General features: G+C 41.9%; 22 protein-coding genes. 16 read left to right on the forward strand and 6 right to left on the reverse strand.

Annotated elements, in window-relative coordinates; genetic code table 11:
* Positions 1–551: 551 nt before the first annotated feature.
* The 8 genes from H5187_RS15715 to H5187_RS15750 all read left to right on the forward strand — a co-directional run bounded on the left by H5187_RS15715 (position 552) and on the right by H5187_RS15750 (position 10,022).
* Positions 552–1,757: an aspartate aminotransferase family protein gene (locus tag H5187_RS15715; protein WP_149980483.1), complete on the forward strand. Its 1,206-nt coding sequence runs from the start codon at positions 552–554 to the stop codon at positions 1,755–1,757.
* A gap of 88 nt (positions 1,758–1,845) precedes the next feature.
* Positions 1,846–2,862 carry an arginine N-succinyltransferase gene (gene astA, locus H5187_RS15720; protein WP_145238033.1) on the forward strand — a complete coding sequence of 339 codons (1,017 nt, stop codon included), beginning with the start codon at positions 1,846–1,848 and terminating at the stop codon, positions 2,860–2,862.
* 15 nt (positions 2,863–2,877) lie between these two features.
* Positions 2,878–4,347, forward strand: a complete 1,470-nt coding sequence (gene astD / locus H5187_RS15725) for a succinylglutamate-semialdehyde dehydrogenase (RefSeq protein WP_182798022.1) — start codon at positions 2,878–2,880, stop codon at positions 4,345–4,347.
* A 140-nt stretch (positions 4,348–4,487) separates the two neighbouring features.
* Positions 4,488–4,835 (forward strand): DUF3802 family protein, encoded by a 348-nt coding sequence (locus H5187_RS15730; protein WP_149980484.1) that lies wholly within the window; start codon positions 4,488–4,490, stop codon positions 4,833–4,835.
* An 81-nt stretch (positions 4,836–4,916) separates the two neighbouring features.
* Positions 4,917–5,330, forward strand: a complete 414-nt coding sequence (locus H5187_RS15735) for an OsmC family protein (protein ID WP_145238042.1) — start codon at positions 4,917–4,919, stop codon at positions 5,328–5,330.
* Between the two features lie 88 nt (positions 5,331–5,418).
* Entirely contained in the window at positions 5,419–6,231 is an 813-nt protein-coding gene (gene speD / locus H5187_RS15740; RefSeq protein WP_145238045.1) for an adenosylmethionine decarboxylase, read from the forward strand.
* Between the two features lie 220 nt (positions 6,232–6,451).
* Positions 6,452–7,942 carry an NAD(P)H-hydrate dehydratase gene (locus H5187_RS15745; protein ID WP_182718916.1) on the forward strand — a complete coding sequence of 497 codons (1,491 nt, stop codon included), beginning with the start codon at positions 6,452–6,454 and terminating at the stop codon, positions 7,940–7,942.
* Between the two features lie 187 nt (positions 7,943–8,129).
* Positions 8,130–10,022, forward strand: a complete 1,893-nt coding sequence (locus tag H5187_RS15750) for a methyl-accepting chemotaxis protein (protein WP_259398528.1) — start codon at positions 8,130–8,132, stop codon at positions 10,020–10,022.
* A 45-nt stretch (positions 10,023–10,067) separates the two neighbouring features.
* Here H5187_RS15750 and H5187_RS15755 read toward each other — a convergent pair whose 3' ends face one another.
* The 6 genes from H5187_RS15755 to H5187_RS15780 form a co-directional block, all read right to left on the reverse strand.
* Positions 10,068–10,265 (reverse strand): hypothetical protein, encoded by a 198-nt coding sequence (locus H5187_RS15755; protein ID WP_182740568.1) that lies wholly within the window; start codon positions 10,263–10,265, stop codon positions 10,068–10,070.
* Between the two features lie 250 nt (positions 10,266–10,515).
* Positions 10,516–10,914, reverse strand: coding sequence for a VOC family protein (locus H5187_RS15760; RefSeq protein WP_149980488.1), 399 nt, complete (start codon positions 10,912–10,914; stop codon positions 10,516–10,518).
* 236 nt (positions 10,915–11,150) lie between these two features.
* Positions 11,151–11,564 carry a nucleoside diphosphate kinase regulator gene (gene rnk / locus H5187_RS15765; protein ID WP_145238060.1) on the reverse strand — a complete coding sequence of 138 codons (414 nt, stop codon included), beginning with the start codon at positions 11,562–11,564 and terminating at the stop codon, positions 11,151–11,153.
* 178 nt (positions 11,565–11,742) lie between these two features.
* Positions 11,743–13,389: a chaperonin GroEL gene (groL, locus tag H5187_RS15770; protein WP_145238063.1), complete on the reverse strand. Its 1,647-nt coding sequence runs from the start codon at positions 13,387–13,389 to the stop codon at positions 11,743–11,745.
* 47 nt (positions 13,390–13,436) lie between these two features.
* A complete protein-coding gene (locus H5187_RS15775; protein WP_145238066.1) occupies positions 13,437–13,724 on the reverse strand; it encodes a co-chaperone GroES in 288 nt (95 codons plus the stop codon).
* A 153-nt stretch (positions 13,725–13,877) separates the two neighbouring features.
* Positions 13,878–14,354: an FxsA family protein gene (locus H5187_RS15780; RefSeq protein ID WP_182718924.1), complete on the reverse strand. Its 477-nt coding sequence runs from the start codon at positions 14,352–14,354 to the stop codon at positions 13,878–13,880.
* A 211-nt stretch (positions 14,355–14,565) separates the two neighbouring features.
* On the opposite strand from H5187_RS15780, the gene cutA reads away from it, so the two are divergent.
* From cutA to mutL, 8 genes are all read left to right on the forward strand, one after another.
* Positions 14,566–14,886, forward strand: a complete 321-nt coding sequence (cutA, locus tag H5187_RS15785) for a divalent-cation tolerance protein CutA (protein WP_145238073.1) — start codon at positions 14,566–14,568, stop codon at positions 14,884–14,886.
* Entirely contained in the window at positions 14,886–16,715 is a 1,830-nt protein-coding gene (locus tag H5187_RS15790; RefSeq protein ID WP_182761363.1) for a protein-disulfide reductase DsbD, read from the forward strand. Before cutA ends, H5187_RS15790 begins: the two co-directional genes overlap by 1 nt.
* Before the next feature lie 227 nt (positions 16,716–16,942).
* Positions 16,943–17,395 carry a type II 3-dehydroquinate dehydratase gene (gene aroQ, locus H5187_RS15795; protein WP_145238079.1) on the forward strand — a complete coding sequence of 151 codons (453 nt, stop codon included), beginning with the start codon at positions 16,943–16,945 and terminating at the stop codon, positions 17,393–17,395.
* A gap of 33 nt (positions 17,396–17,428) precedes the next feature.
* A complete protein-coding gene (accB, locus tag H5187_RS15800) occupies positions 17,429–17,890 on the forward strand; it encodes an acetyl-CoA carboxylase biotin carboxyl carrier protein (protein WP_182718926.1) in 462 nt (153 codons plus the stop codon).
* Between the two features lie 26 nt (positions 17,891–17,916).
* A complete protein-coding gene (accC, locus tag H5187_RS15805) occupies positions 17,917–19,257 on the forward strand; it encodes an acetyl-CoA carboxylase biotin carboxylase subunit (protein ID WP_145238085.1) in 1,341 nt (446 codons plus the stop codon).
* 128 nt (positions 19,258–19,385) lie between these two features.
* Positions 19,386–19,859 carry a tRNA (adenosine(37)-N6)-threonylcarbamoyltransferase complex ATPase subunit type 1 TsaE gene (tsaE, locus tag H5187_RS15810; RefSeq protein ID WP_145238089.1) on the forward strand — a complete coding sequence of 158 codons (474 nt, stop codon included), beginning with the start codon at positions 19,386–19,388 and terminating at the stop codon, positions 19,857–19,859.
* A gap of 29 nt (positions 19,860–19,888) precedes the next feature.
* On the forward strand, positions 19,889–21,232 hold the full coding sequence (locus H5187_RS15815) for an N-acetylmuramoyl-L-alanine amidase (protein ID WP_145238092.1): 1,344 nt from the start codon (positions 19,889–19,891) through the stop codon (positions 21,230–21,232).
* A 16-nt stretch (positions 21,233–21,248) separates the two neighbouring features.
* Entirely contained in the window at positions 21,249–23,096 is a 1,848-nt protein-coding gene (gene mutL, locus H5187_RS15820) for a DNA mismatch repair endonuclease MutL (RefSeq protein WP_182798023.1), read from the forward strand.
* Positions 23,097–23,104: the final 8 nt, after the last annotated feature.

The raw sequence follows: 23,104 nt of genomic DNA on the forward strand, positions 1-23,104 counted from the left end.
GGGGCGATTAACTCTTTGTTACTTACATGGATGTAAGTAAGGGGCGTGAGCAGGACGCGGAAGCTTTGCTCAATTTTTACTTAGCCCACTAGGTTACAAATCTCGCGCCGTGATTAAATCGCCCCTAATTTGAACAAATTTTAATCCTGAAAGGTCAACACGCCCTTATTTCATAAATTTTTTGTTAATTTTTTTACGACTATTCATTCATCATTAATATCTACTCTTACCCATATTTTATCTTGCAAAGCTCTGCCTGGTGGGTGGTGGGGCAGCGATATAGAATAAACAACCCCATAATTCGTTATTCAGATAGTTATTCACTATCTCTGAAATTATATCTCAAAGCCTTTAATAACAAGGGCTACATGAAAGTTTTATAAGAGACAATAACGAAAAACTCTGAAATAATGATTATCTGAAAATTGAACCAGAGAGTATTTTTTGGCGATGTGAGCTATGCTGATTTACGCCAAAGGAGATGGTACAACAGTCTATCATCAAGCCTATTTTTTAAACTTTCTGTAGGATCACAATTAAGAGGATATAAAATGACAGTCAATCGCGAATTATTTGATCAAGTAATGGTTCCTAACTACGCACCTTCAAGCGTTATTCCTGTTCGTGGCGAAGGCTCACGTGTATGGGATCAGCAAGGTCGTGAATATATCGATTTTGCCGGTGGTATCGCTGTTAACTGTCTAGGTCATTGTCATCCAGCATTGGTTAAAGCATTAAAAGAGCAAGGCGAAAAAATCTGGCACCTATCAAATGTAATGACTAATGAGCCAGCACTTCGTTTAGCTAAAAAATTGGTAGATGCTACATTTGCTGAAAAAGTATATTTCGCCAACTCAGGCGCAGAAGCAAATGAAGGCGCACTAAAATTAGCGCGTCGTGTTGCGCTTGAAAATTTTGGTGAGCAAAAATCGCAAATCATCGCTTTCAATAAAGGTTTCCATGGCCGTACATTCTTTACTGTAACCGTGGGCGGTCAAGCTGCTTACTCTGATGGTTTTGGTCCTAAGCCGGGAGATATCGTACATTGTGACTATAACGATTTAGCCGCATTTGAAGCACTAATCTCTGATAACACATGTGCGGTAATGATGGAGCCATTACAAGGTGAAGGCGGCATTATCTCTGCTACTGACGAGTTTGCTCAAGGTGTACGCCAGTTATGTACTAAACATAACGCATTACTTATTTTTGATGAAGTACAAACTGGTGTCGGTCGTACTGGCGATCTTTATGCATACCAAGGGTTAAATGTAGTACCTGATATTTTAACTACTGCAAAAGCACTTGGCGGCGGTTTTCCAATTGGTGCAATGATCACCACGACAGAGATTGCTAAGCACCTTAAAGTCGGTACTCATGGTTCTACTTATGGCGGCAATCCGTTGGCATGTGCTGTTGGTGAAGCAGCCTTTGATACTGTGAATACACCAGAAGTATTAGCTGGCGTAAAAGCAAAGTCAGCATTGTTTAATGAATTACTAACTGCAATTAACGATAAGTACAACGTTTTCTCGGAAATTCGTGGTCAAGGTTTATTAATTGGTGCTGTGGTTAATGAGCAGTTTAAAGGTCGTGCTAAAGAGTTTTTAGTAGCAGGAACCGCTGAGGGTGTGATGTCGTTAGTCGCGGGTGCCGATGTGGTGCGTTTTACTCCATCTTTAGTGATCCCTGAAGCGGATATCCGTGAAGGGATGGCGCGCTTTGAAAAAGCCGTAGCCAACGTTGTGAACGGTTAATCAACACCTCTAATCATAATAAGGGCAAGTAGCAAGCTTGCCCTAATATTCTTAATTTACCGTTATTTATAAGGGAGCAAGCGGACTCATGATGATCCTTCGCCCAATCCAGCAATGTGATTACCCAGCTTTATTGAAAATTGCCCACGAATCAGGACATGGTTTTACCTCTTTACCTAATAACGAAGAGTTATTACAAAAGAAGATAGCTCATTCAATAAGCTCATTCGCAAAAAGTGCATCTCATCCGGGTGATGAAGGTTACTTGTTTGTTCTTGAAGATAGCGAAACAGGTGAAGTAGTCGGTACCTCAGCAATTGAAGCTGCGGTTGGTTTAGATGATGCGTTTTATCACTATCATTTAAGTAAAGCTATTCATTCATCTCGTACATTGAATGTTTATAAAGCGGTTGATATTTTAACCTTGTGTAATGATTACACTGGAGCAACTGAGCTTTGTACGCTGTTTTTAAAAGATGGTTACCGTAAAAATAATAACGGTAAGCTGCTTTCAAAAGCACGTTTTATGTTTATCAAGCAGCACCAAGAACGCTTTGCTGAAACCGTAATTGCAGAAATGCGCGGTGTTTCTAACGAACACGGCAGTAGTCCATTTTGGCAATGGTTAGAAGAACACTTTTTCTCGATGGATTTTCCAACAGCTGATTACTTAACCGGTATCGGCCAAAAAGTGTTTATTGCTGAACTAATGCCAAAGTACCCAATTTACGTCAACTTATTAAGTAAAGAGGCGCAAGCCGTGATCGGCAAGGTGCACAATAATACGCGCCCTGCGATTGAACTACTGAAAAAAGAAGGCTTCACCTTTAATGGCTACGTTGACATTTTTGATGCTGGCCCAACGGTAGAAGCAAAAGTAGATAATATTGCAACTATTCGTAATGCCAAAAACTTTACCGTAAAAATCGGTGAAAACAGCGGCGAGACGGCTATCATGCTAGCGAATGACAAACTCAATGATTTTAGAGCAACCGTTGCACAACTAAACCTTGATGAAACAAGCTCTGAGTTGACTTTGCCACAGGCAATGGCCGATGCACTGCACTTACAAGCTGGCGATATAGTTACCGCAACACGTATATAATTTAGGAGAAAGTACATGACTCATCCTGCACAATTTATTAATGGTCAATGGTCGCAAGGCCTAGGCGATGCATTTAATTCAGTAAACCCAGCCAATAACGAAATTATTTGGCAAGCAAACTCAGCCACCAGTGAGCAAGTAGACACCGCTGTTAACTCTGCGCGTGCAGCATTTTATAGCTGGGCTGATAAATCATTTGCAGAACGTTTAGCGATTGTAAAAACTTTTGCCGAAACCCTAAAAGAGCACAGCGAAGAGCTTGCTGTTGTAATAGCCCAAGAAACGGGTAAGCCGTTATGGGAAACTCGCACTGAAGCGGGTGCTATGGTCGGTAAAATAGCTATCTCTGAAAAAGCATTTTTAGAGCGCACTGGCGACGTAGAAAACCCAATGCCGCAAGGTCGTGCAATGATCCGCCATAAACCACATGGTGTAGTGGCGGTATTTGGCCCTTATAACTTCCCTGGTCATTTACCTAATGGCCATATTGTGCCTGCACTTTTGGCGGGCAATACCGTGGTGTTTAAACCATCGGAGCTAACTCCAGCTGTTGCTGAGCTAACGCTTAAGTTATGGGAAAAAGCAGGTTTACCAGCAGGGGTTATTAACCTAGTACAAGGCGAAGTAGCCACAGGTAAGGCTCTTGCTGCTCACAAAGGTATTGATGGCTTATTCTTTACCGGTTCATCACGCACAGGCCATATTCTGCATGAGCAGTTTGCCGGTCAACCAGGTAAAATCTTAGCATTAGAAATGGGCGGTAATAACCCGCTTATTATTACTGATGTTGCAGACACTAAAGCGGTTATCCACGATATTATTCAATCAGCATTTATCTCAAGTGGCCAACGTTGTACCTGTGCACGTAAGCTGTTTTTACCAGCAGGTGAACAAGGCGATGCAATTTTAGCAGGTTTAATTACCGCAACTAAAGCCATCAAAGTGGGCAACTACGATGATGTAGAGCAACCGTTTATGGGCTCGATGATCTCATCAGCTGCGGCCGCTGGTATGGTAAAAGCACAGCAACAGCTCGTTGAGCTTGGTGCTGAAGTATTAGTTGAGCTTAAGCATACTGAAAATACAGGTTATGTAACGCCTGGTATTATTGAGTGCACAGATGTTGCTAACTTCCCAGATGAAGAGCACTTTGGTCCACTATTAAAAGTATTCCGCTTTACAGATTTTGATAGTGCGATTGATAAAGCCAACGATACCAGCTTTGGTTTGTCTGCGGGTTTACTCAGTGATAATGCGGCAGATTACGACCATTTTTTACGTCGTATCCGTGCTGGTATTGTTAACTGGAACCGCCCAATCACCGGTGCCTCAAGTGCAGCTCCTTTTGGTGGTATTGGTGCATCAGGTAATCATCGTGCAAGTGCTTACTATGCAGCTGATTATTGCGCATACCCAGTTGCCTCTGTTGAACTTGAAAAAGTAGCAATGCCAGCAACATTAAGCCCTGGCTTAAAAATCGATTAATCGATTTTGGTCAAATAGTAATAAATAACTAAAAAAGCAGCCAAGGCTGCTTTTTTTGTATTGGTTAATGCTCAAAGGTAGCAATTAAAAGCGCTTTCTGCTTAAATCAATACAGTCGTTTTAATTAGGTGTGGATAATTATGGTTTTAGATAGGCAAGGATATGATGACCTCATCATGTATCTTACTCAAAATTTAGCATTATTTGAGAAGTCCGGCGAAATAAAACCAGGCGCTCCTACTATTATGGAGCTAATAGAAGATGATATTGCTGAAAATGTTATGTTGTTATGCCAGCAACACACAGAGCTTTCTACTGAACAACGTAGTCAAATCGTGCGTGAAGTAGATGGCATTGTATACGACTTACAAGAAGTCCTCAGCAGCGTCACCAGTAATCAAGTGACAATAGAGCAACATGCATTTATCGATGAATTTGCCGCATTGGTAAAAAACCTCTTTGATAGCGCAGTTGTCGAAAGTGCCTGATCATTCCAATTATCGTTTTTAATTTGCAACTGCGTGTGACTTCCTTACAATCAAGGAAATAACTTCTTTGAGAGTAATAAAATGCAAGCGAATGTGAAATGGGTTGAAGGCGATACTTTTTTAGGGCGTTCTAATTCTGGTCACAATGTTGTGTTTGATGCTGGTAGCGATAGCGCCGCACCAAGCCCAATGGAAATGGTATTAATGTCAGTTGGCTGCTGTTCATCGGTTGATGTAGTCAGTATTCTAAAAAAAGCTAAACAACAGTTTTCAGATGTGCAAGTGCAATTGAGTGCTGAACGCGCAGAATCAGCTCCGCGAGTATTCACTAAGATTAACTTACACTTTGTTGTGACTGGCGACAACGTTTCAGAAAAGCACCTTGCGCGTGCCGTTCAACTATCTGCAGAGAAGTATTGTTCAGTAGCATTAATGCTTGATAAAACAGTAGAAATTACCCACACACACGAAGTTATACAAGAACAGGGAAAATAACGCTTTTTCCTGAGGTGAAATTCGTATAAAATCCGCGAACTTTTCATTCTGCTCTGGCAGATTTCACTTGTTTATAGGTTGGTTTATCATGAACAAACCCTTCGATAAAATTAAACTTCATGGCTTTAATAACTTAACCAAAAGTTTAAGCTTTAGTATTTACGATATTTGCTATGCAAAGACTGAGCAACAACGTAAAGAATATATTGAATATATCGACGAACAGTACAGTGCTGATCGACTAACCGATATTTTAGGTGAAGTAGTAGACATTATCGGTGCGAATATTTTAAATGTTTCGCGTCAAGATTACGATCCTCAAGGTGCTAGTGTAACAATTCTGATCTCAGAAGAGCCAATTGAGCAGCAGCAAACTTATGAAGTTGATGAAGCACCAGGACCATTACCTGAAACAGTTGTTGCTCATTTAGATAAAAGCCACATCTGCGTTCATACCTATCCTGAAGCTCACCCTGATGATGGTATTTGTACTTTCCGTGCCGATATCGAAGTATCAACCTGTGGCATTATTTCGCCATTAAAAGCGTTAAACTTCCTAATTCATAGCTTAGAGTCAGATGTTGTAACAATTGACTACCGAGTGCGTGGTTTTACCCGTGACGTAGATGGTGTTAAGCACTATATCGATCACGCGATCAACTCAATTCAAAACTACATGACCGAAGATACCAAAGAAGCGTACCAAATGATGGACGTGAATGTGTATCAAGAAAACTTGTTTCACACTAAGATGATGCTAAAAGAAACAGACCTAAATACTTATTTATTTGGTGTTACTACGAGTGATTTATCTGAAGACGAAGAAGAAGCAATTCGTTCAAAATTAACACGTGAAATGCAAGAAATCTTTTACGGCCGTAACCTGCCGGAAGCAGAATAAACTCACTTAATTAGTAAGTTTTAAAAAACGGCGCGCAATGTAAATTGCGCGCCGTTTTTTATTAAAGTTGCTAAATGCAGCAACAAAAGCAAACGAAAAGACCATCCTTCCTAAGTATACCTCCTAAATTAGCCTGAAAATGTTGGTGACGACATTCCTTGACGCTAGCAGCTGTGGCTAATAGTCTAAGTAAACAGCCCGTCTTCTATTATGGATCAATATGCAGAATCAAGGCCTAGCACAGCAACTATTTTTGGCAAAGCAGGTGAGGGAGCACGAAGCAAAAGCAGCGACCTTGGCAGGCGTTAGCATGTTCACTTTGATGGAGCGCGCAGGGCATGCGGTATTCTCGCAGTGTATCGAGCATTTTCCGAATGCTCAGCGCTACTTTATTCTGGTCGGTTATGGTAATAATGCGGGCGATGGCTATATTGTGGCAAGCCTTGCCAAGCAAGCCGGTAAAGAAGTCATTGTACTTGCAGCCGATACCAGTAGACATCTCACCGGGGATGCGCTTACAGCTCAGCAACGTTGGCAAGCATTGGGGGGCGAAGTTGAAAGTTACACGCAAGGTCGCCTCAATAATGCCGATATTATTATTGATGGTTTGTTAGGTACCGGAATTAATAGTCAAGTTCGTCGGCCATTTTTAACGATGATTGAAGATGCCAACGCGCAACCTAGCGCAATAGTGGCAATTGATTTACCTTCAGGCATAGACGCCGACACCGGGCAGCCACTTGGCATCGCTATTCAGGCTACTATTACCGTTACTTTTGTGGGGATTAAACAAGGCTTAGTAACCGGTGCCGGGCGAAGTGCTGCAGGAAAAATCATTTTTAATGATTTAGGGATCGCAGAATCATTTACCAAGTTAGTGGATGCTAGCGCAACACTTATCAATATCACTAGTTTCAAACCACTTGCTGCACGAAGTCGCAATAGCCATAAAGGGAACCACGGCAAGCTGTTATGCGTCGGTGGGAATCAAGGTACTAGCGGGGCCATTCGTTTATCAAGTGAAGCAGCACTTCGTACAGGTGCTGCAATGGTGCGTGTTTATACTCATCAAAGCAGTGTACAAGTCGTTAGTAGTGGTCGCCCTGAATTAATGGTCAGTTGCGACAGTTTATCCGCAGCCCTTGCATGGGCAAATTGTGTCATTATTGGTCCAGGTCTTGGTCAGGATAGTTGGGCGCAAATCGCATTTGAGCAGGTTATACAATATTGCTTAGCAAATAATTTACCATTAGTTATTGATGCTGATGGCTTAAATTTGTTGGCTAAGCATGCTTTAGAGTATCGCCTTAAAAATTGCATAATAACCCCGCATGCTGGTGAAGCCTCACGGCTAATGAAAGTTTCAATTGCTGAGATTGAAGCAAATCGCTTTCAATCTGCTACGGATTTAGCTAAACGTTATACCAGTACCAGTGTGCTGAAAGGCGCGGGTAGCCTGATCGCCAACGGGCAGCAAACTTGGTTGTGCGAAAATGGTAATCCAGCGCTTGCCGTTGGTGGCAGTGGTGATGTGCTTACCGGCATCATAGGTGCGTTACTTGCTCAAGGTTTCGCTGTTGATCAAGCCGCATGTTACGGTGTGACATTGCACGCTAAAGCAGCCGATATTTTGGCAGAACGCGAAGGGGAGCGCGGCATGTTGCCAAGTGATTTATTTGCGATTGTCAGGCAGCTCATTAATGGTAAATAGCGGTTAAATATACTTTTTGGTCACTATTTTTAGGAACTCGTTTTGCTAAATACAGCACAGTCCCTATACTCTAATTTGCGCGGCTATTATTTACTACTGAGGTAAAAAGAAGATGTTGATACAAAAAAAAATGTACCTAGGGAGTTTTCTGCTGCTGTTGTTTGCTTTAATTATTCTGTCAGGAATAATGCAGCTAGTTGTTACGCCAATCATTAAAAATGACGCTATATCCAGCGCAAAATTACAAGCAAAGGTGATCGGCGAATCGTTAGCAAAAGATTTAGCTAAAAGTGCCACCTTAACGCAAAGCTTAGCCGTGGTAGCCGAGACTTTGCCATTGCAGCAAGCGGCCTTTATTGAAAATATTGCTCCTTTGATTGCAAGTGGCAAAGGTATTGCGGGTGGTGGTATTTGGCCTGAGCCGAATAAAATGCTGCCTTCAGCAGCAAAGGCATCTCTTTTCTGGGCGAAAACAGGTAATGGCCAATATAAACTTTTAGATGATTATAACCAGCCCGACAGCAGCGCGTATCAACAAGAAACCTGGTATAAAAATGCCATTAACGCTAATCGGGGTGAGTGCGTTTGGTCCGAAGCTTATGTAGACACGGTATCGAATGTACCGATGGTTACCTGTTCCGTGAAAATAATCCGTGATAACCAATTTTGGGGGGTTGCCACTTTAGACGTTGAACTGGCATCTATCGAAAGCTCATTGATCGCAGAGAACAATGCTACGGGCACCTATAACTTTATTTTAGATAGCGCCGAGCAACTGGTATCGATTCCATCGATACGCAATACTAATTTAGCAATGATGAGCCTTACTCAGGTTGCCAGTAAAGACAGTAGCTTAAAGCCGTTGGTCAGCGCCTTGCAAAACAGTAATACAACTGTTGCTGAATTTGCCAGTGGTGTGGTTAATAATGACCAATCTATTTTAGTAACTTACTCATTGGCAGAGCAAAATTGGCGCTCCGGGGTTATTATTCCTGCCGCAATTGCCAAGAAAACCGTTAACACCCTCACTTATTATTTATACAGTTCATTTATCGCCCTTATTCTCGCTTTTGTATCAGTATTACTGATTTTTGGTAATCGCCTGGTGCAGCAAATTAACACCACCACAGAGCAAGTTAGAATGTTGGTGCAAGGTCGCACGAATTCAAAACTGGCGGTGCGCGGAAGTGATGAAATGAGCCACTTATGCGAAGCGATTAATGATTATGGCGATCATCTGATTAAGATTTTAGAACAGATCCAAGCAGAAGCCGCTGCGGTTAAAAACAACGCTGAAGCGATGGATACCTTAAGTAATAACAGCCAAATTCGTACCCAAGAGTTGATGGAAGAAAACAACATGTTGGCTGAGGCAATTCATGAAATGTCGATAGCAGCCTCATCAGCCTCACAAGATGTTTTGAGCGTTGCAGATATTACTACGCAATCAGCTGATTTAGTGAATTCTGGTTTTGATGTTATTGAGAAGAATGCCGAATCAATCCAGTTATTATTTGATAAATTAACGGAATCATCAGATGCCATTTCACGGATTGCACAAGACTCAAAACAAGTGGGCTCGGTGCTTGATGTGATCATGAATATTTCAGAACAAACTAATCTACTTGCGCTTAATGCTGCCATTGAAGCCGCTCGAGCAGGTGAATCAGGACGTGGTTTCGCGGTAGTGGCTGATGAAGTTAGAACCTTGGCACATCGTACTCAGCAATCGGCTGGCGAGATTGAAACCATGATCAGCCAATTGCAAGAAGCCGCTAGTCGAGGGGTTAACGTTATTGGGCAATGCCGTGAATACTCTGAAGTAGTGAACGAGCGCTCAGCAACAACACGTGCACAGTATGAAAGTATTGTTACCGCGTTTAATGATATTAAAGAGCGTTCATCAAGCATTGCCGTAGCGACTGAAGAGCAATCACAGGTAACCGAAAATGTGAAAAACTTGGCAGAGCGAATTCGTGAGATCTCTGTGCAAAATGCCAGTGATGCTGAAGAATTTCGTAGCGTCAGCAAAGATTCAAATAGCCAAGCACAGCGTTTATATCAAATTAGTCAGCAATAATGTGATTCATTGATAGTGTTTTTCAAGCATCGTTAGCTGAGAATCTCAGCGCGATGCTTCACCTTCGTCCTCTTCTGGTGGATCGCCGGAGTCTTCTTTGCGTTTACGTTGCTCTTGTTTGGCTTTTTGTACATTCTCAAGTTGCGGGGGTGGAATAGGGAATAACGAAATAAGCGCAAAGAACGACAAAAATAAAAAAGCCCCTCGTGACATGGTTTTACCCCAAGCGACAATTTTCATCATGGCCCAAAACACAATCAGCAATAATTTTCATCATGGCCCAAAACACAATCAGCAATAATATGCTCACTACAAGCCAATGCAGCAGTAATGTTCCAAGACTGACCTTATCTAATAAATCCATTTGTGTTTAATATGGTTACTAATAGTTAGTTAATGAGGGTTAATTGAGCAATATCAAGTCAACCAGAGGTTCCATATTAAGCCAGTAGGTTGTGATTTATCGCGATTAGTGACCTCTCACTGACTGCTTTTAATTTAATTGTAGTAAGTCCCATTTATTACCATACAAATCTTCAAATACCACAACGGTGCCGTATTCTTCTACGCGGGGCTGTTCATTAAAGTTAACGCCATTTTTTTGCATTAATTCATAATCTCGCCAAAAGTCATTGGTATGTAAAAATAAAAACACTCGGCCGCCAGTTTGGTTGCCCACAGCCTCTAACTGCTGTTGAGTACTTGCTTGTGCGAGTAATAAATTAGTGCCATTAGAGTTCGGTGGTGATACTAATACCCAGCGTTTACCATTACCCTGATCAGTATCTTCGATTAAATCAAACCCCAGTTTTTGAGTGTAAAATGCAATCGCATCATCATAATTCCCTACAACTAATGCCATGCTACCTATATGCTGTTTTATGTTTGTCATTGTCCTAACTTGAAATAATGCAGTGCTTAAAGATGCTTTTTAGCATATAAGAAAATATAACCCGAGGACAAAAGACTGGTACGTTAAGTGCGGTGCTAGATTTATCAGTAGATCTGACTTCAGTCAGAAAGCTTTTCCCGATAAATCTGGACTTACCAGTGGCTGGCGCTAGGTTTGAAACTTATTATCTTTAAAAACAAAACCCAGCTTTCACTGGGTTTTTAATAACATAAATATTATCGATGTAACTCACCGGCTCGTTCTGGCTGATAAGTGATTGCTTTTATTTTTACTTTTATGAGACCGCCACTTGGTTTTGGCCATTCAATTTCATCGCCTTGTGATAGACCAAGTAGGGCGCTACCTACTGGTGCTAAAATTGATATTTTATCAGCACTTGCATCAGCATTTTTTGGATACACTAAGGTCTTAGTGAATTCTTCTTGGGTCGATTCAACGATAAAGTTTACCGTTGAGTTCATAGTAACCACTGTCGAAGGCACATCTTTTGGCTCAACGATTGTGGCACGGCCGAGTTCAGCTTCAAGCTCTTTTTCGCCAGCAAAGCTTCCTGCTGGTAATGATTCCATTAAATCATACAATCTATCAGCATCGAGTGACGAGATGATCAGTTCAGGCTTTTTATTCATCTTAATATCCTTAATTATGTCTTATAAATAAAATTAACTCTGAGTATGGTTTTGGCATACAGTTAAAAAGCACTGCAATACGCTGGAGTCATTTTATTTGCTACTTTATCGTTGCTCTTAAAGCTAAAAACCCAGCCGAAGCTGGGTTTTTATTTTAGCTAGATGGTTAGGAGATGAATTACATCATGCCGCCCATACCACCCATGCCGCCCATGCCTCCCATATCAGCGCCGCCAGCTTCATCCTTTGGGATTTCAGCTACCATTGCTTCAGTGGTGATCATAAGGCCAGCAATCGAGCCTGCAAATTGTAGTGCAGAGCGCGTTACTTTTGTTGGATCTAGGATACCCATTTCAATCATGTCGTTGTATTCGCCAGTTGCTGCGTTGTAACCGAAGTTACCCGTGCCGCCTTTAACTGCGTTAATAACAACAGACGCTTCGTCACCTGCGTTGGTAACGATTTGACGAAGTGGTGCTTCCATAGCACGTAGTGCTACTTTGATACCGTGGCTTTGATCTTCGTTGTCACCAACTAAATCAACAAGTTTGCTTGCTGCACGTACTAGTGCAACACCACCACCAGGCACTACGCCTTCTTCAACAGCAGCGCGAGTTGCATGAAGTGCATCTTCAACGCGGTCTTTTTTCTCTTTCATTTCGATTTCAGTAGCAGCACCTACTTTGATTACCGCAACACCGCCGGCAAGTTTAGCCATGCGCTCTTGTAGTTTCTCTTTATCGTAGTCTGATGTTGCTTCTTCGATTTGTGCTTTGATTTGCGCAACGCGACCGTTGATGCCAGCTTCTTCGCCTGCACCATCGATGATAGTTGTATCATCTTTAGTGATAACTACGCGCTTTGCAGTACCTAAATCTTCAACTGTTGCTTTTTCAAGTTCCAGGCCGATTTCTTCAGAGATAACCGTACCACCAGTTAATACTGCGATATCTTGTAGCATTGCTTTACGACGGTCGCCAAAACCAGGTGCTTTAACTGCTGATACTTTAACGATACCGCGCATGTTGTTAACAACTAGAGTAGCTAGTGCTTCGCCTTCAAGGTCTTCAGCAATGATAAGTAATGGTTTGCTTGCTTTAGCAACGGCTTCTAATGTAGGTAGCAACTCACGAATATTAGAGATTTTTTTATCTACAAGTAGAATAAATGGGTTATCTAATTCAACAGCGCCTTTTTCTGCGTTGTTGATGAAGTATGGAGATAAGTAACCACGGTCAAACTGCATGCCTTCAACAACATCTAGTTCGTTTTCAAGTGATTGACCTTCTTCAACAGTGATTACACCTGAATTACGGCCTACTTTTTCCATTGCTTCTGCAATGATGTCGCCAATTTCTTTATCAGAGTTAGCTGAAATAGTACCCACTTGAGCGATTGCTTTTGCATCGGCACATGGTACTGAAAGTTCTTTTAGCTCAGCAACAGCTGCGATGATTGCTTTATCAATACCGCGCTTAAGGTCCATTGGGTTCATGCCCGCAGCAACCGCTTTTAAGCCTTCGTTTACAATTGACTGTGCTAATACTGTTGCAGTAGTTGTACCGTCACCGGCTGCATCGTTTGCTTTAGATGCAACTTCTTTAACCATTTGTGCGCCCATATTTTCAAACTTGTCTTCAAGTTCGATTTCTTTTGCCACTGATACACCATCTTTAGTGATCACTGGAGAGCCAAATGATTTGTCTAGGATTACGTTACGGCCTTTAGGACCTAAAGTTACACGAACTGCGTTTGCTAAGATGTTTACGCCAGCTAGCATTTTAGCGCGTGCGTCACCTGCAAAAAGTACTTCTTTTGCTGCCATGATTAATTTCCTCTGAATTCTGAATGTTTGTTAAACGAAAAGTAGCTTTAGCCTACAATGCCTAAAATATTGTCTTCACGCATGATCAGGTACTCTTGACCTTCGATCTTTTCAGCTTTTTCAACATATGAGCCGAATAACACAGTGTCACCGACTTTAACTTCTAATGCTCTCACATCACCGTTATCTAGAGTACGGCCATTACCCACTGCAATAACTTTACCGCGGGTTGATTTCTCAGCCGCAGAACCAGTTAATACAATACCGCCAGCAGATTTGGTTTCTTCTTCTAGGCGCTCAACGATCACGCGATCATGTAAAGGACGAATGTTCATTTTATTTAGTTCTCCTAACAGTTTCTGAACAGGACAGAAAAAAGCTTTATATGTACCAGTTTGCATTAAACCCTGTGGTTCAAGGCAATTGATTTAGTTGTACTCAGTAATGGGGGTATTGCTTCAAAACCCAAGTGATAAAAATTAAAATTTTTAATCTTTTCTCTCGTACTCACCATCAATAGTGGTCGGCTCACTCATTTTGCGAGGTTCTGGCTCTGCATGAGTGTGCTGATTAAATGCTGTTGGACCTTGTTGCATGCCTGCACTCATACGCACAGTTGCTTGACTAGCAAGGCCTGCAGCTAGTTTATTGCGAATGGCCGGGGTCAATAATAAAAAACCGAATACGTCGGTCATAATGCCTGGAGTTAGCAATAATATGCCGGCGATAATCACACATAAACCGGTAAATAATTCTTTGGCTGGCATTTGCCCTTGCGCCATTTGTGTTTGCACATTTTGCAGTGCGCCCATACCTTGTGTTCTAACTAATTTTGCGCCGAATATTGCGGTTACAATAACCAGTGCAATAGTGGCGAATCCACCAATTACATCAGCTACTTGAATTAACAACGCAATTTCAATAATTGGCACGAGAATAAATAATAAAAACAAAAATCTAAACATAAGGCTCTCTAAATAGTGATCACTCAGTTGAGTTGATGAAATATAAATATGGGTTATCAGGTCTTTTTTCAAGGCTAGTGGTAAAGCTGTGTTGGCTAAATAGCCTGAACTCTGATTAAGCGATTTATTATCCGCAGTTTAGGTTAACTACACTTTGCCTTAGCTATCAGCTACTATGGCATTGGGCAGAGCAATCAATCAAAGGTTCAATATGACGACTCATTTTCGACTTATTTTTACCACTTGCGCAGATGTAAGTGAGGCACGCTCCATGGCTGAGCAATTAGTTAAGCTTAAATTAGCTGCGTGTGTGAACATTCTTCCAAATGTGGAATCTGTTTATATGTGGCAAGGAGAGGTTGCTTATGCAACCGAGTGTAAATTATTAATTAAAACAAAGTCAGAAAAAATGAATGAATTGATTCAAACTATCAAGCAATTACATAGTTATGAAATTCCTGAAATACAGGTTATTGATGTGGCCACTGGCAATTTAGCCTATTTTAATTGGATGGATGAGGTACTTAATTAATGCGTTGTTTTTTTTTATTGCTTTGTGCGCTGTCGTTAATGCCAGCACAGGCTGCAACTAATAATTTATTAAGTGATTTGCTGCAGCCCGCAGAGCAAACATTTTTACCTGTTGATCAGGCATTTTCATTTGATTTTGATCAGCAAGGCAGCACTCTTTTTATTGGTTGGGATATTGCGCCAGGTTATTACCTATATAAAAAGAAGCTAGAAATTATTGGTAAAGGTGCTGATATTGAAGTGCCTGATCTTGGTAAAGGCGTGATCATTGAAGATGAGTTCTTTGGCAAAACAGCAGTGTTTTTTGATTCACTGAGCGTGATCAGCAAGCTAAGTAATATAGCTGAGGGTGGCGTAATTAAAGTACGTTATCAAGGCTGTGCTGAAGCAGGACTATGTTACCCGCCAGAGATCATCACCATTCCATTGAGTATGATTGCCGGTGAAACCCCTGCAACTGATAATGCAACAGCAGGCAATGCATTAGCTGCGCTTAGCGCTGAATCAGCGGCTGCTACAGAAGATGTTGTAACGCAAGAAGATGACTTAGAAAAAGAATTAAACTTTACTGAAAAACTGGCCTCGCAAGGTTTGTTAGCGAACTTAGCGATTTTCTTTTTGGTCGGTATTGGCTTGGCATTTACGCCATGTGTATTTCCGATGTTTCCTATTTTGTCGAGCCTAATTGCAGGACAAAAAAATCTTTCCACTAAAAAAGCTTTTGCGCTTTCTTTTGTTTATGTGCAGGGTATGGCCGTTACGTATGCGGCGCTGGGCCTTGTGGTTGCATCACTTGGTGGTCAAGTGCAAGGTTATTTGCAGCACCCATATGTATTGATTAGTTTCAGTTTATTATTCGTTTTACTCGCTATGTCGATGTTTGGTTGGTACGAAATAAAGCTCCCTAGCGGCATGATGAATAAGCTCACACAAGTAAGTAATAATCAAAAAGGCGGCAACTACATTGGCGTGTTTTTAATGGGGGTTTTATCGGGTTTAATTGCTTCACCTTGTACCACCGCACCGTTATCAGCTGCGCTATTGTTTGTTGCGCAAAGCGGCGATTATTTAGTTGGCGGCTTAACTTTGTATGTGCTGAGTTTAGGGATGGGTATTCCGCTGCTGTTATTAGGCACCTCTGGCGGTAAATTATTGCCAAAAGCAGGCGGCTGGATGGAACAAGTTAAAACCCTGTTTGGTTTTATCATGCTGGTAGTGCCATTGATCTTGCTTGAACGTATTGTCGATGCAGACATCATATTACTTATGGCGGGCTTATTAGCATTAGCAACGGCCTTGTATTTACATCATTGGCAGAGCGCTCAAACACAAGGTAAGTTAAAAACTGCATTGTGGTTTGTTGCAACGTTATTAGTTGTTAGCGGTGTGAGCTTAACTAAAAACTATATATGGCCAACAGCGCAAGTTGTTAGTGCCGCAAATGGCGAGCAACAAGAGCGCGGCTTTAAATTAGTTGCTGACTTAGCTGAGCTCAAACAAGCAATAAATGATGCAAACAGTGATGGTCGTTTAGTGATGGTCGATTTATATGCAGATTGGTGTGTTGCGTGTAAAGAGTTCGAGAAATACACTTTTCCTGACGCTAAAGTACAAGGTGAGTTTGCAAACTTTGAGTTGTTAAAAATTGATTTGACCGAAAGTGATGATAAAACAATTGCTGTAATGGAAGAGTTTTCGGTATTTGGTTTACCCAGTATTTTGTTTTTTGATACACAAGGTGAAGAGCTTGCAGCACAGCGTGTGACGGGCTTTTTAAATGCCAAGGACTTTGCTGAGCATTTAGCAAAAGTGAGAAATAGCGCTAAATAAACATTTTTCGCACCGCTATTTTAAACGCCACTTTATATGAGTGGCGTTTTTGTTTTTGTGGTGGCTACTAGTGATTAGACCAGTATTTTGCTGCTATTTACATCGAACTGGCTATAATAGGTGGTTAACGTGAGAAATACTTGCTATTTTAGTTTTTCCCCTCTACATTTTGCGGGGATTTCTAATCAAAATGGCTTAACTCATTATTTATAGGATTATCGCGTATTATGGCTGCAAAATTTAAACTTTTAGTTATAAATGGCCCTAACTTAAACATGCTGGGTAAGCGTGAACCAGAAAAATACGGTTTACAAACACTGAGTGAGATTATGAGCGAACTAACTGAGTTTGCGCATGGTCTAGATGTTGAGCTAACGCATTTTCAAAGTAATAGTGAGCAAGCTTTAATTGAGCACATACATAGTGCATGGCAGGTCATTGATTACATTATTATCAACCCAGCGGCATTTACGCATACAAGCGTGGCTTTACGTGATGCGTTACTGGCTGTTGATATCCCGTTTTTTGAAGTGCACTTAACTAATGTGCACACGCGGGAAGCGTTTCGTCATCATTCATATTTTTCTGATGTGGCGCAGGGCGTGATATGTGGATTAGGCGCAATGGGTTATCGCGCAGCACTTGAAGCTGCGGTCAATCGGTTGCAAAACTCGAATTAATTTTAAACTAACAAACTAACAGGCGGGTCGTTCATGGATATTCGCAAGATCAAAAAACTAATTGAACTAGTAGAAGAATCAGGTATTGCTGAATTAGAAATCACCGAAGGTGAAGAATCAGTACGTATCAATCGTAATAATATGAGTGCAGGTCCTGCTTACGCTCCACATTATGCACCACAGTACGCTCCAGCACCGGCTCCAGCCCCTACAGCTGCACCTGCTGCAAACGTAGAAGCGGCAGCACCTGCCGGTCCTACTGGCCATCAAGTATTATCGCCAATGGTAGGTTCTTTCTATAAAGCAGCTTCTCCTGAAGCGCCTTCATATGTAGAAGTGGGTTCACAAGTTAAAGTAGGTGATACGCTTTGTATCATCGAAGCGATGAAAATGATGAACCAAATTGAGTCAGATAAAGCGGGCACAGTGAAAGCGATTTTAGTTGAAAATGGCGAGCCAGTAGAATTTGATCAACCTTTATTCATCATTGAATAATAGCGCAACCTAAAAGGCCAACTCTAATGTTAGATAAAGTAGTCATTGCAAACCGAGGTGAAATTGCACTTCGTATATTGCGCGCCTGCAAAGAGCTTGGGATCAAAACGGTTGCTGTGCATTCAACGGCGGATCGCGATCTTAAGCATGTATTGCTTGCAGATGAAACAATATGTATTGGTAGACCTTCTGCCACTGAAAGTTACTTAGACATTCCGCGCATTATTGCGGCAGCTGAAGTAACCGATGCAGTTGCTATCCACCCGGGTTATGGTTTCCTTGCAGAAAACGCTGATTTTGCTGATCAAGTTGAACAAAGTGGTTTTGTGTTTATTGGTCCGCGCGGCGACACGATTCGTCTAATGGGCGATAAAGTATCTGCAATCGAAGCAATGCGTAAAGCTGGCGTACCATGTGTACCAGGTTCAGATGGTCCGGTATCGGATGATAAAGACCGCAACATGCAAATCGCTAAACGTATCGGTTACCCAGTGATCATCAAAGCCGCTGGTGGCGGTGGTGGTCGTGGTATGCGGGTTGTTCGCAGTGAAGCTGAGTTAATTGACTCAATCGCTTTAACGCAACAAGAAGCAAAACAGTTCTTTGGTAATAGCATGGTTTACATGGAAAAATTCCTTGAAAACCCACGTCATATCGAAGTTCAAGTATTGGCTGACGGGCAAGGTAATGCTGTTCACTTAGGTGAACGTGATTGTTCTATGCAACGTCGTCATCAAAAAGTAGTCGAAGAAGCGCCAGCACCAGGTATTACTGCTGAAGTGCGTAAGTTTATCGGTGAGCGTTGTACGCGTGCATGTATCGAAATCGGTTATCGTGGTGCGGGTACATTTGAGTTCTTATACGAAAATGGTGAGTTCTATTTCATTGAAATGAACACTCGTATTCAGGTTGAGCATCCAGTGACAGAAATGGTTACCGGTGTTGATTTGATCAAAGAGCAGTTAAAAATTGCAGCGGGCCAACCACTATCATTCACGCAAGACGATGTCGTTATCCGTGGTCATGCAATTGAGTGTCGTATTAATGCTGAAGACCCTGAAACGTTTATCCCGTCACCGGGAAAAATTACGCGTTTCCACCCAGCAGGTGGTTTAGGTATTCGTTGGGACAGCCATATTTATGCTGACTACACAGTGCCACCACACTATGATTCAATGATCGGTAAATTAATTACTTACGGTGAAAACCGTAATGTAGCAATTGCCCGTGCACGTAATGCATTGAATGAGCTTGTGATTGACGGTATTAAAACTAATACGTCATTACATAAGCGCATCTTAGCGGATGAAAATTTCCAAAATGGTGGTACTAATATCCACTATCTTGAGAAAAAATTAGGTCTATAATCCTAATTACAAAAAAAACCGGCAACTTTGCCGGTTTTTTTGTGTCTATAAGTGTCGATTCTCGCCTTAGTAAAATAATCTGGTATGATTAACAAGTTATCGTTTTTAATACTATCCATGAGGTTAGAATGACGCACTGTGTTGGTTTTCAACTCGCTGATGAAGCTGCAACGGTTAAAATGGGCAATCAACTTGCTATGCTAATGGAGCAAGGGGCAGTTATTTACTTACACGGTGATTTGGGAGCAGGCAAAACCACCTTAACACGTGGTGTGATCCAAGGCTTTGGTCATCAAGGCAAAGTTAAGAGTCCAACTTATACGCTGGTGGAGCCTTATGAGTTGGCAACGGCCAATGTTTATCATTTTGATTTATATCGTTTAGGCGATCCAGAAGAATTAGAATACATGGGTATTCGAGATTATTTTTCGCCAACAGCTATTTGTGTGGTGGAATGGCCTGAAAAAGGCGGCGAGTTTATCCCAACACCAGACTTAGATATTACTTTACGTTATGTCGGCGATGCACGAGCAATTGAGATCCAAAGTATTAGCCCGCGTGGTCACAGTATCGTGGATAAACTCAAAAACCATAGTGAATAACAACAAATAACAAGGGTGTGAAGATACCGATGAGTCGAGTTGTCATAAAGTGGATGGGTGCTTTTTTGCTGTTAGCAATCAGTGCTAATCTCTATGCACAAAATACTATCAATAGTGTACGGGTGTGGCCATCGCCAGATAGTACGCGGGTAGTATTCGACTTAACGGATAAGCCCGACTTCAGTTATTTTATGCTAAAAAATCCACTGCGCTTAGTGGTCGATTTAGAAAATACAGATAAAATAAAAGACCTACCAACTATTCCCAGTAAGCATCAAATCGTCAGTAAACTACGTTACTCGAAAGCGAAAAGCAGCCAGGGGGTACGATTTGTTTTTGAGCTTACAGGGGCCGTTAAACCGGTGATTTTTGCACTGGCGCCAACGGGACCTTATAAAAATCGTTTAGTGGTCGACTTATATGACAAAAATCAAGCAGAGCCAGTAGCTGCAACGAGTAATACTGCGGTTAAAAAGCGTGAGCTTAATCAACAACGCGATATTATTATTGCTATTGATGCAGGCCATGGCGGCGAAGACCCTGGGTCAATTGGCCCCTCTGGTACTTATGAAAAAGATATCACATTACAAATTGCCAAACGCTTAGAGCGGATGATTGATGCCGAGCGCGGGATGATTTCGCGAATGGTGCGAAGTGGAGATTACTTTGTCAAACTTAATACCCGCACTAGCCGTGCAAGGCAGAAAAAGGCTGACTTTTTAGTTTCAATTCATGCGGATGCATTTACTAGCCCGCAACCAAATGGCGCCTCTGTTTGGGTGTTATCACTTCGTCGTGCTAATTCAGAAATTGGTAAATGGATAGAAGATAAAGAAAAACATTCAGAGCTACTCGGTGGTGCTGCTGGAGTGATTAAAGACACGGCCAGTGAAAAGTACTTGGCGCAGGCGCTGTTGGATATGTCGATGGATCATTCGATGAAAACCGGTTTCAGCGTTGCTGAAGGCATGGTTCATGAGCTTAAAAAGGTCGCTAAGTTACATAAAAAAGAGCCGCAAGCGGCTAGCCTAGCGGTATTAAAGTCACCAGATATTCCATCTATTTTGGTCGAAACTGGGTTTATTTCAAACCCGCGAGAAGAAAAACTATTAAAAAGTGCTAATCACCAAGAGCGCTTAGCGAAAGCAATATTTACTTCTATCAAAAGCTATTATCTGAAAAATCCTCCGGATGATTCGCTGTTTGCGTCGTTAAAATCGCAATATCCCACTAAACATAAAGTTCGCCCTGGTGAGTCGTTAAGTTTGTTAGCTAGTCGCTATGGGGTATCAGTAGGTAAGCTTAAGCAAGTCAATCAATTAAAATCTAATACCTTGTTTATTGGTCAAGAGTTAGACATTCCGCAAAGTTAAAATCGTTAGGATCAGTATGAGCATTGAAATATTACCCGCGCGATTAGCTAACCAAATTGCTGCGGGCGAAGTGGTTGAGAGACCCGCATCTGTGGTCAAAGAACTCGTTGAAAATAGCCTAGATGCAGGCGCAACACGTATTCAAATTGATATTGAGCGCGGCGGTCATAAGCTTATTCGCATTCGTGATAACGGCTCAGGCATTGATAAAGACGAGCTCACGTTGGCGCTTTCTCGTCATGCTACTAGTAAATTAAAGTCCCTTGATGATTTAGAAAATATTTGTTCTTTGGGCTTTCGCGGCGAAGCATTGGCGTCTATTAGTTCGGTATCGCGTTTGACACTTAGCTCAAAAACCAAACAGCAAGAGGCGGCTTGGCAAGCATTTGCACAGGGGCGAGATATGGCGGTGCAGATTAAACCCACTGCTCACCCTGACGGGACCACCATTGAAGTTAAAGACTTATTTTTTAATACGCCCGCTAGACGTAAATTTTTACGCACCGAAAAAACCGAATTTACTCACATTGATGAGTTAATAAAGCGTATTGCCCTGAGCCGTTTTGATGTGTCAATTACCCTCACCCATAACGATAAAGTAGTGCGTCAATATCGTGCTAAAACCGACCCTGCACAGGCTATTGCTCGGGTCGCTCAGGTTGCAGGTAAAGCCTTTGCTGAGCAGGGGTTATATATTGAGTCAGGCGATACAGGCTTGCAGCTACATGGTTGGGTGCTACCAGTTGGCTCGAGTAATACTACGCAATATACCTATGTAAATAATCGTATGATGCGCGATAAGCTTATTTCTCATGCCATTCGCCAAGCGTTCGAAGAAGTCGCAGGCCAAGAAGAGCTACCGGGCTTTGTTATTTATATCGACATTGATCCGCGTCAAGTGGATGTAAACGTGCATCCTGCGAAACACGAAGTGCGTTTTCATCAAGGTCGCTTAGTGCATGACTTTATTTTGCAGGCAATTAAACAAGTCGTGGTGCCGCTTCAAGATGATTTTGCTGGTGTTACTCAGCATGTTGATTCGCAACACAGCGATGCTAAAGCAGCGCATACAGTAACACCCGCTCACTCCAGCAATACAGCAGGCAGTTTGTTTGATTATCCTAAGTCGCACTTACAACCAGCGGAGCAAGCTCGCTACGGTGCTAATCCAGCACCTAGTGGTGGTGGATATGCAGGTTCAAGCGAGCGAAGCAAGCAAGCGAGCCGGACAAATCATCAAGATGTGAGTGCGTTTTATCAAGGGGTCAATGAGCAACACGCCAGCCATTTTGATCAACCTATTGGCGTTACTCAAGAAGTAGCACCATTGTTACAGACGCAAAGTGCGCAGCCGTTGCTGGTACAAAGTGATGGCGGTTGTGTATTTAGCCTGCAACAGCAATTATATTGCTCACACTTTAAATATTTATTAGTCAATGATTGGCTTGAGCTTATTGCTGAGCAAGGCAGCTTAGAAGGAAAAGCCTTACTATTGCCTGTGCGAGTTAATATCAGTAAAGAAGACAGCCAAAGCTTAACACAGCAACAATCATGGTTTACCTTGCTGGGCTTTGAGTTATTGATTGAAAAGCAATTTGTGATGGTTAAAAAGTTGCCACAGAGTTTGTATCTGCTTGATGTGAGCCAAGCCGTAGATGCGCTATTAAAAGCCACTAAGGCTGATCTTAATAGTGTGGAGCAATGGCTAAACTGGCAGCTTAGCCAAGTGCCCGAGCGCTTTTTTGCCAGCCAAGCTTTTGCCTTGGCGGTTACGCGAATGCAAAATAATCCGCAAACAATCCAGCGTTTATCTGCAAAAGCAGTTAAAATAGATTTAAGTTATTTTTTAGCACAGTTAGATTAAGGTTATCG

The organism is Pseudoalteromonas sp. SG44-1, assembly GCF_014164315.1.
Taxonomy (GTDB): Bacteria; Pseudomonadota; Gammaproteobacteria; order Enterobacterales; family Alteromonadaceae; genus Pseudoalteromonas; species Pseudoalteromonas rhizosphaerae.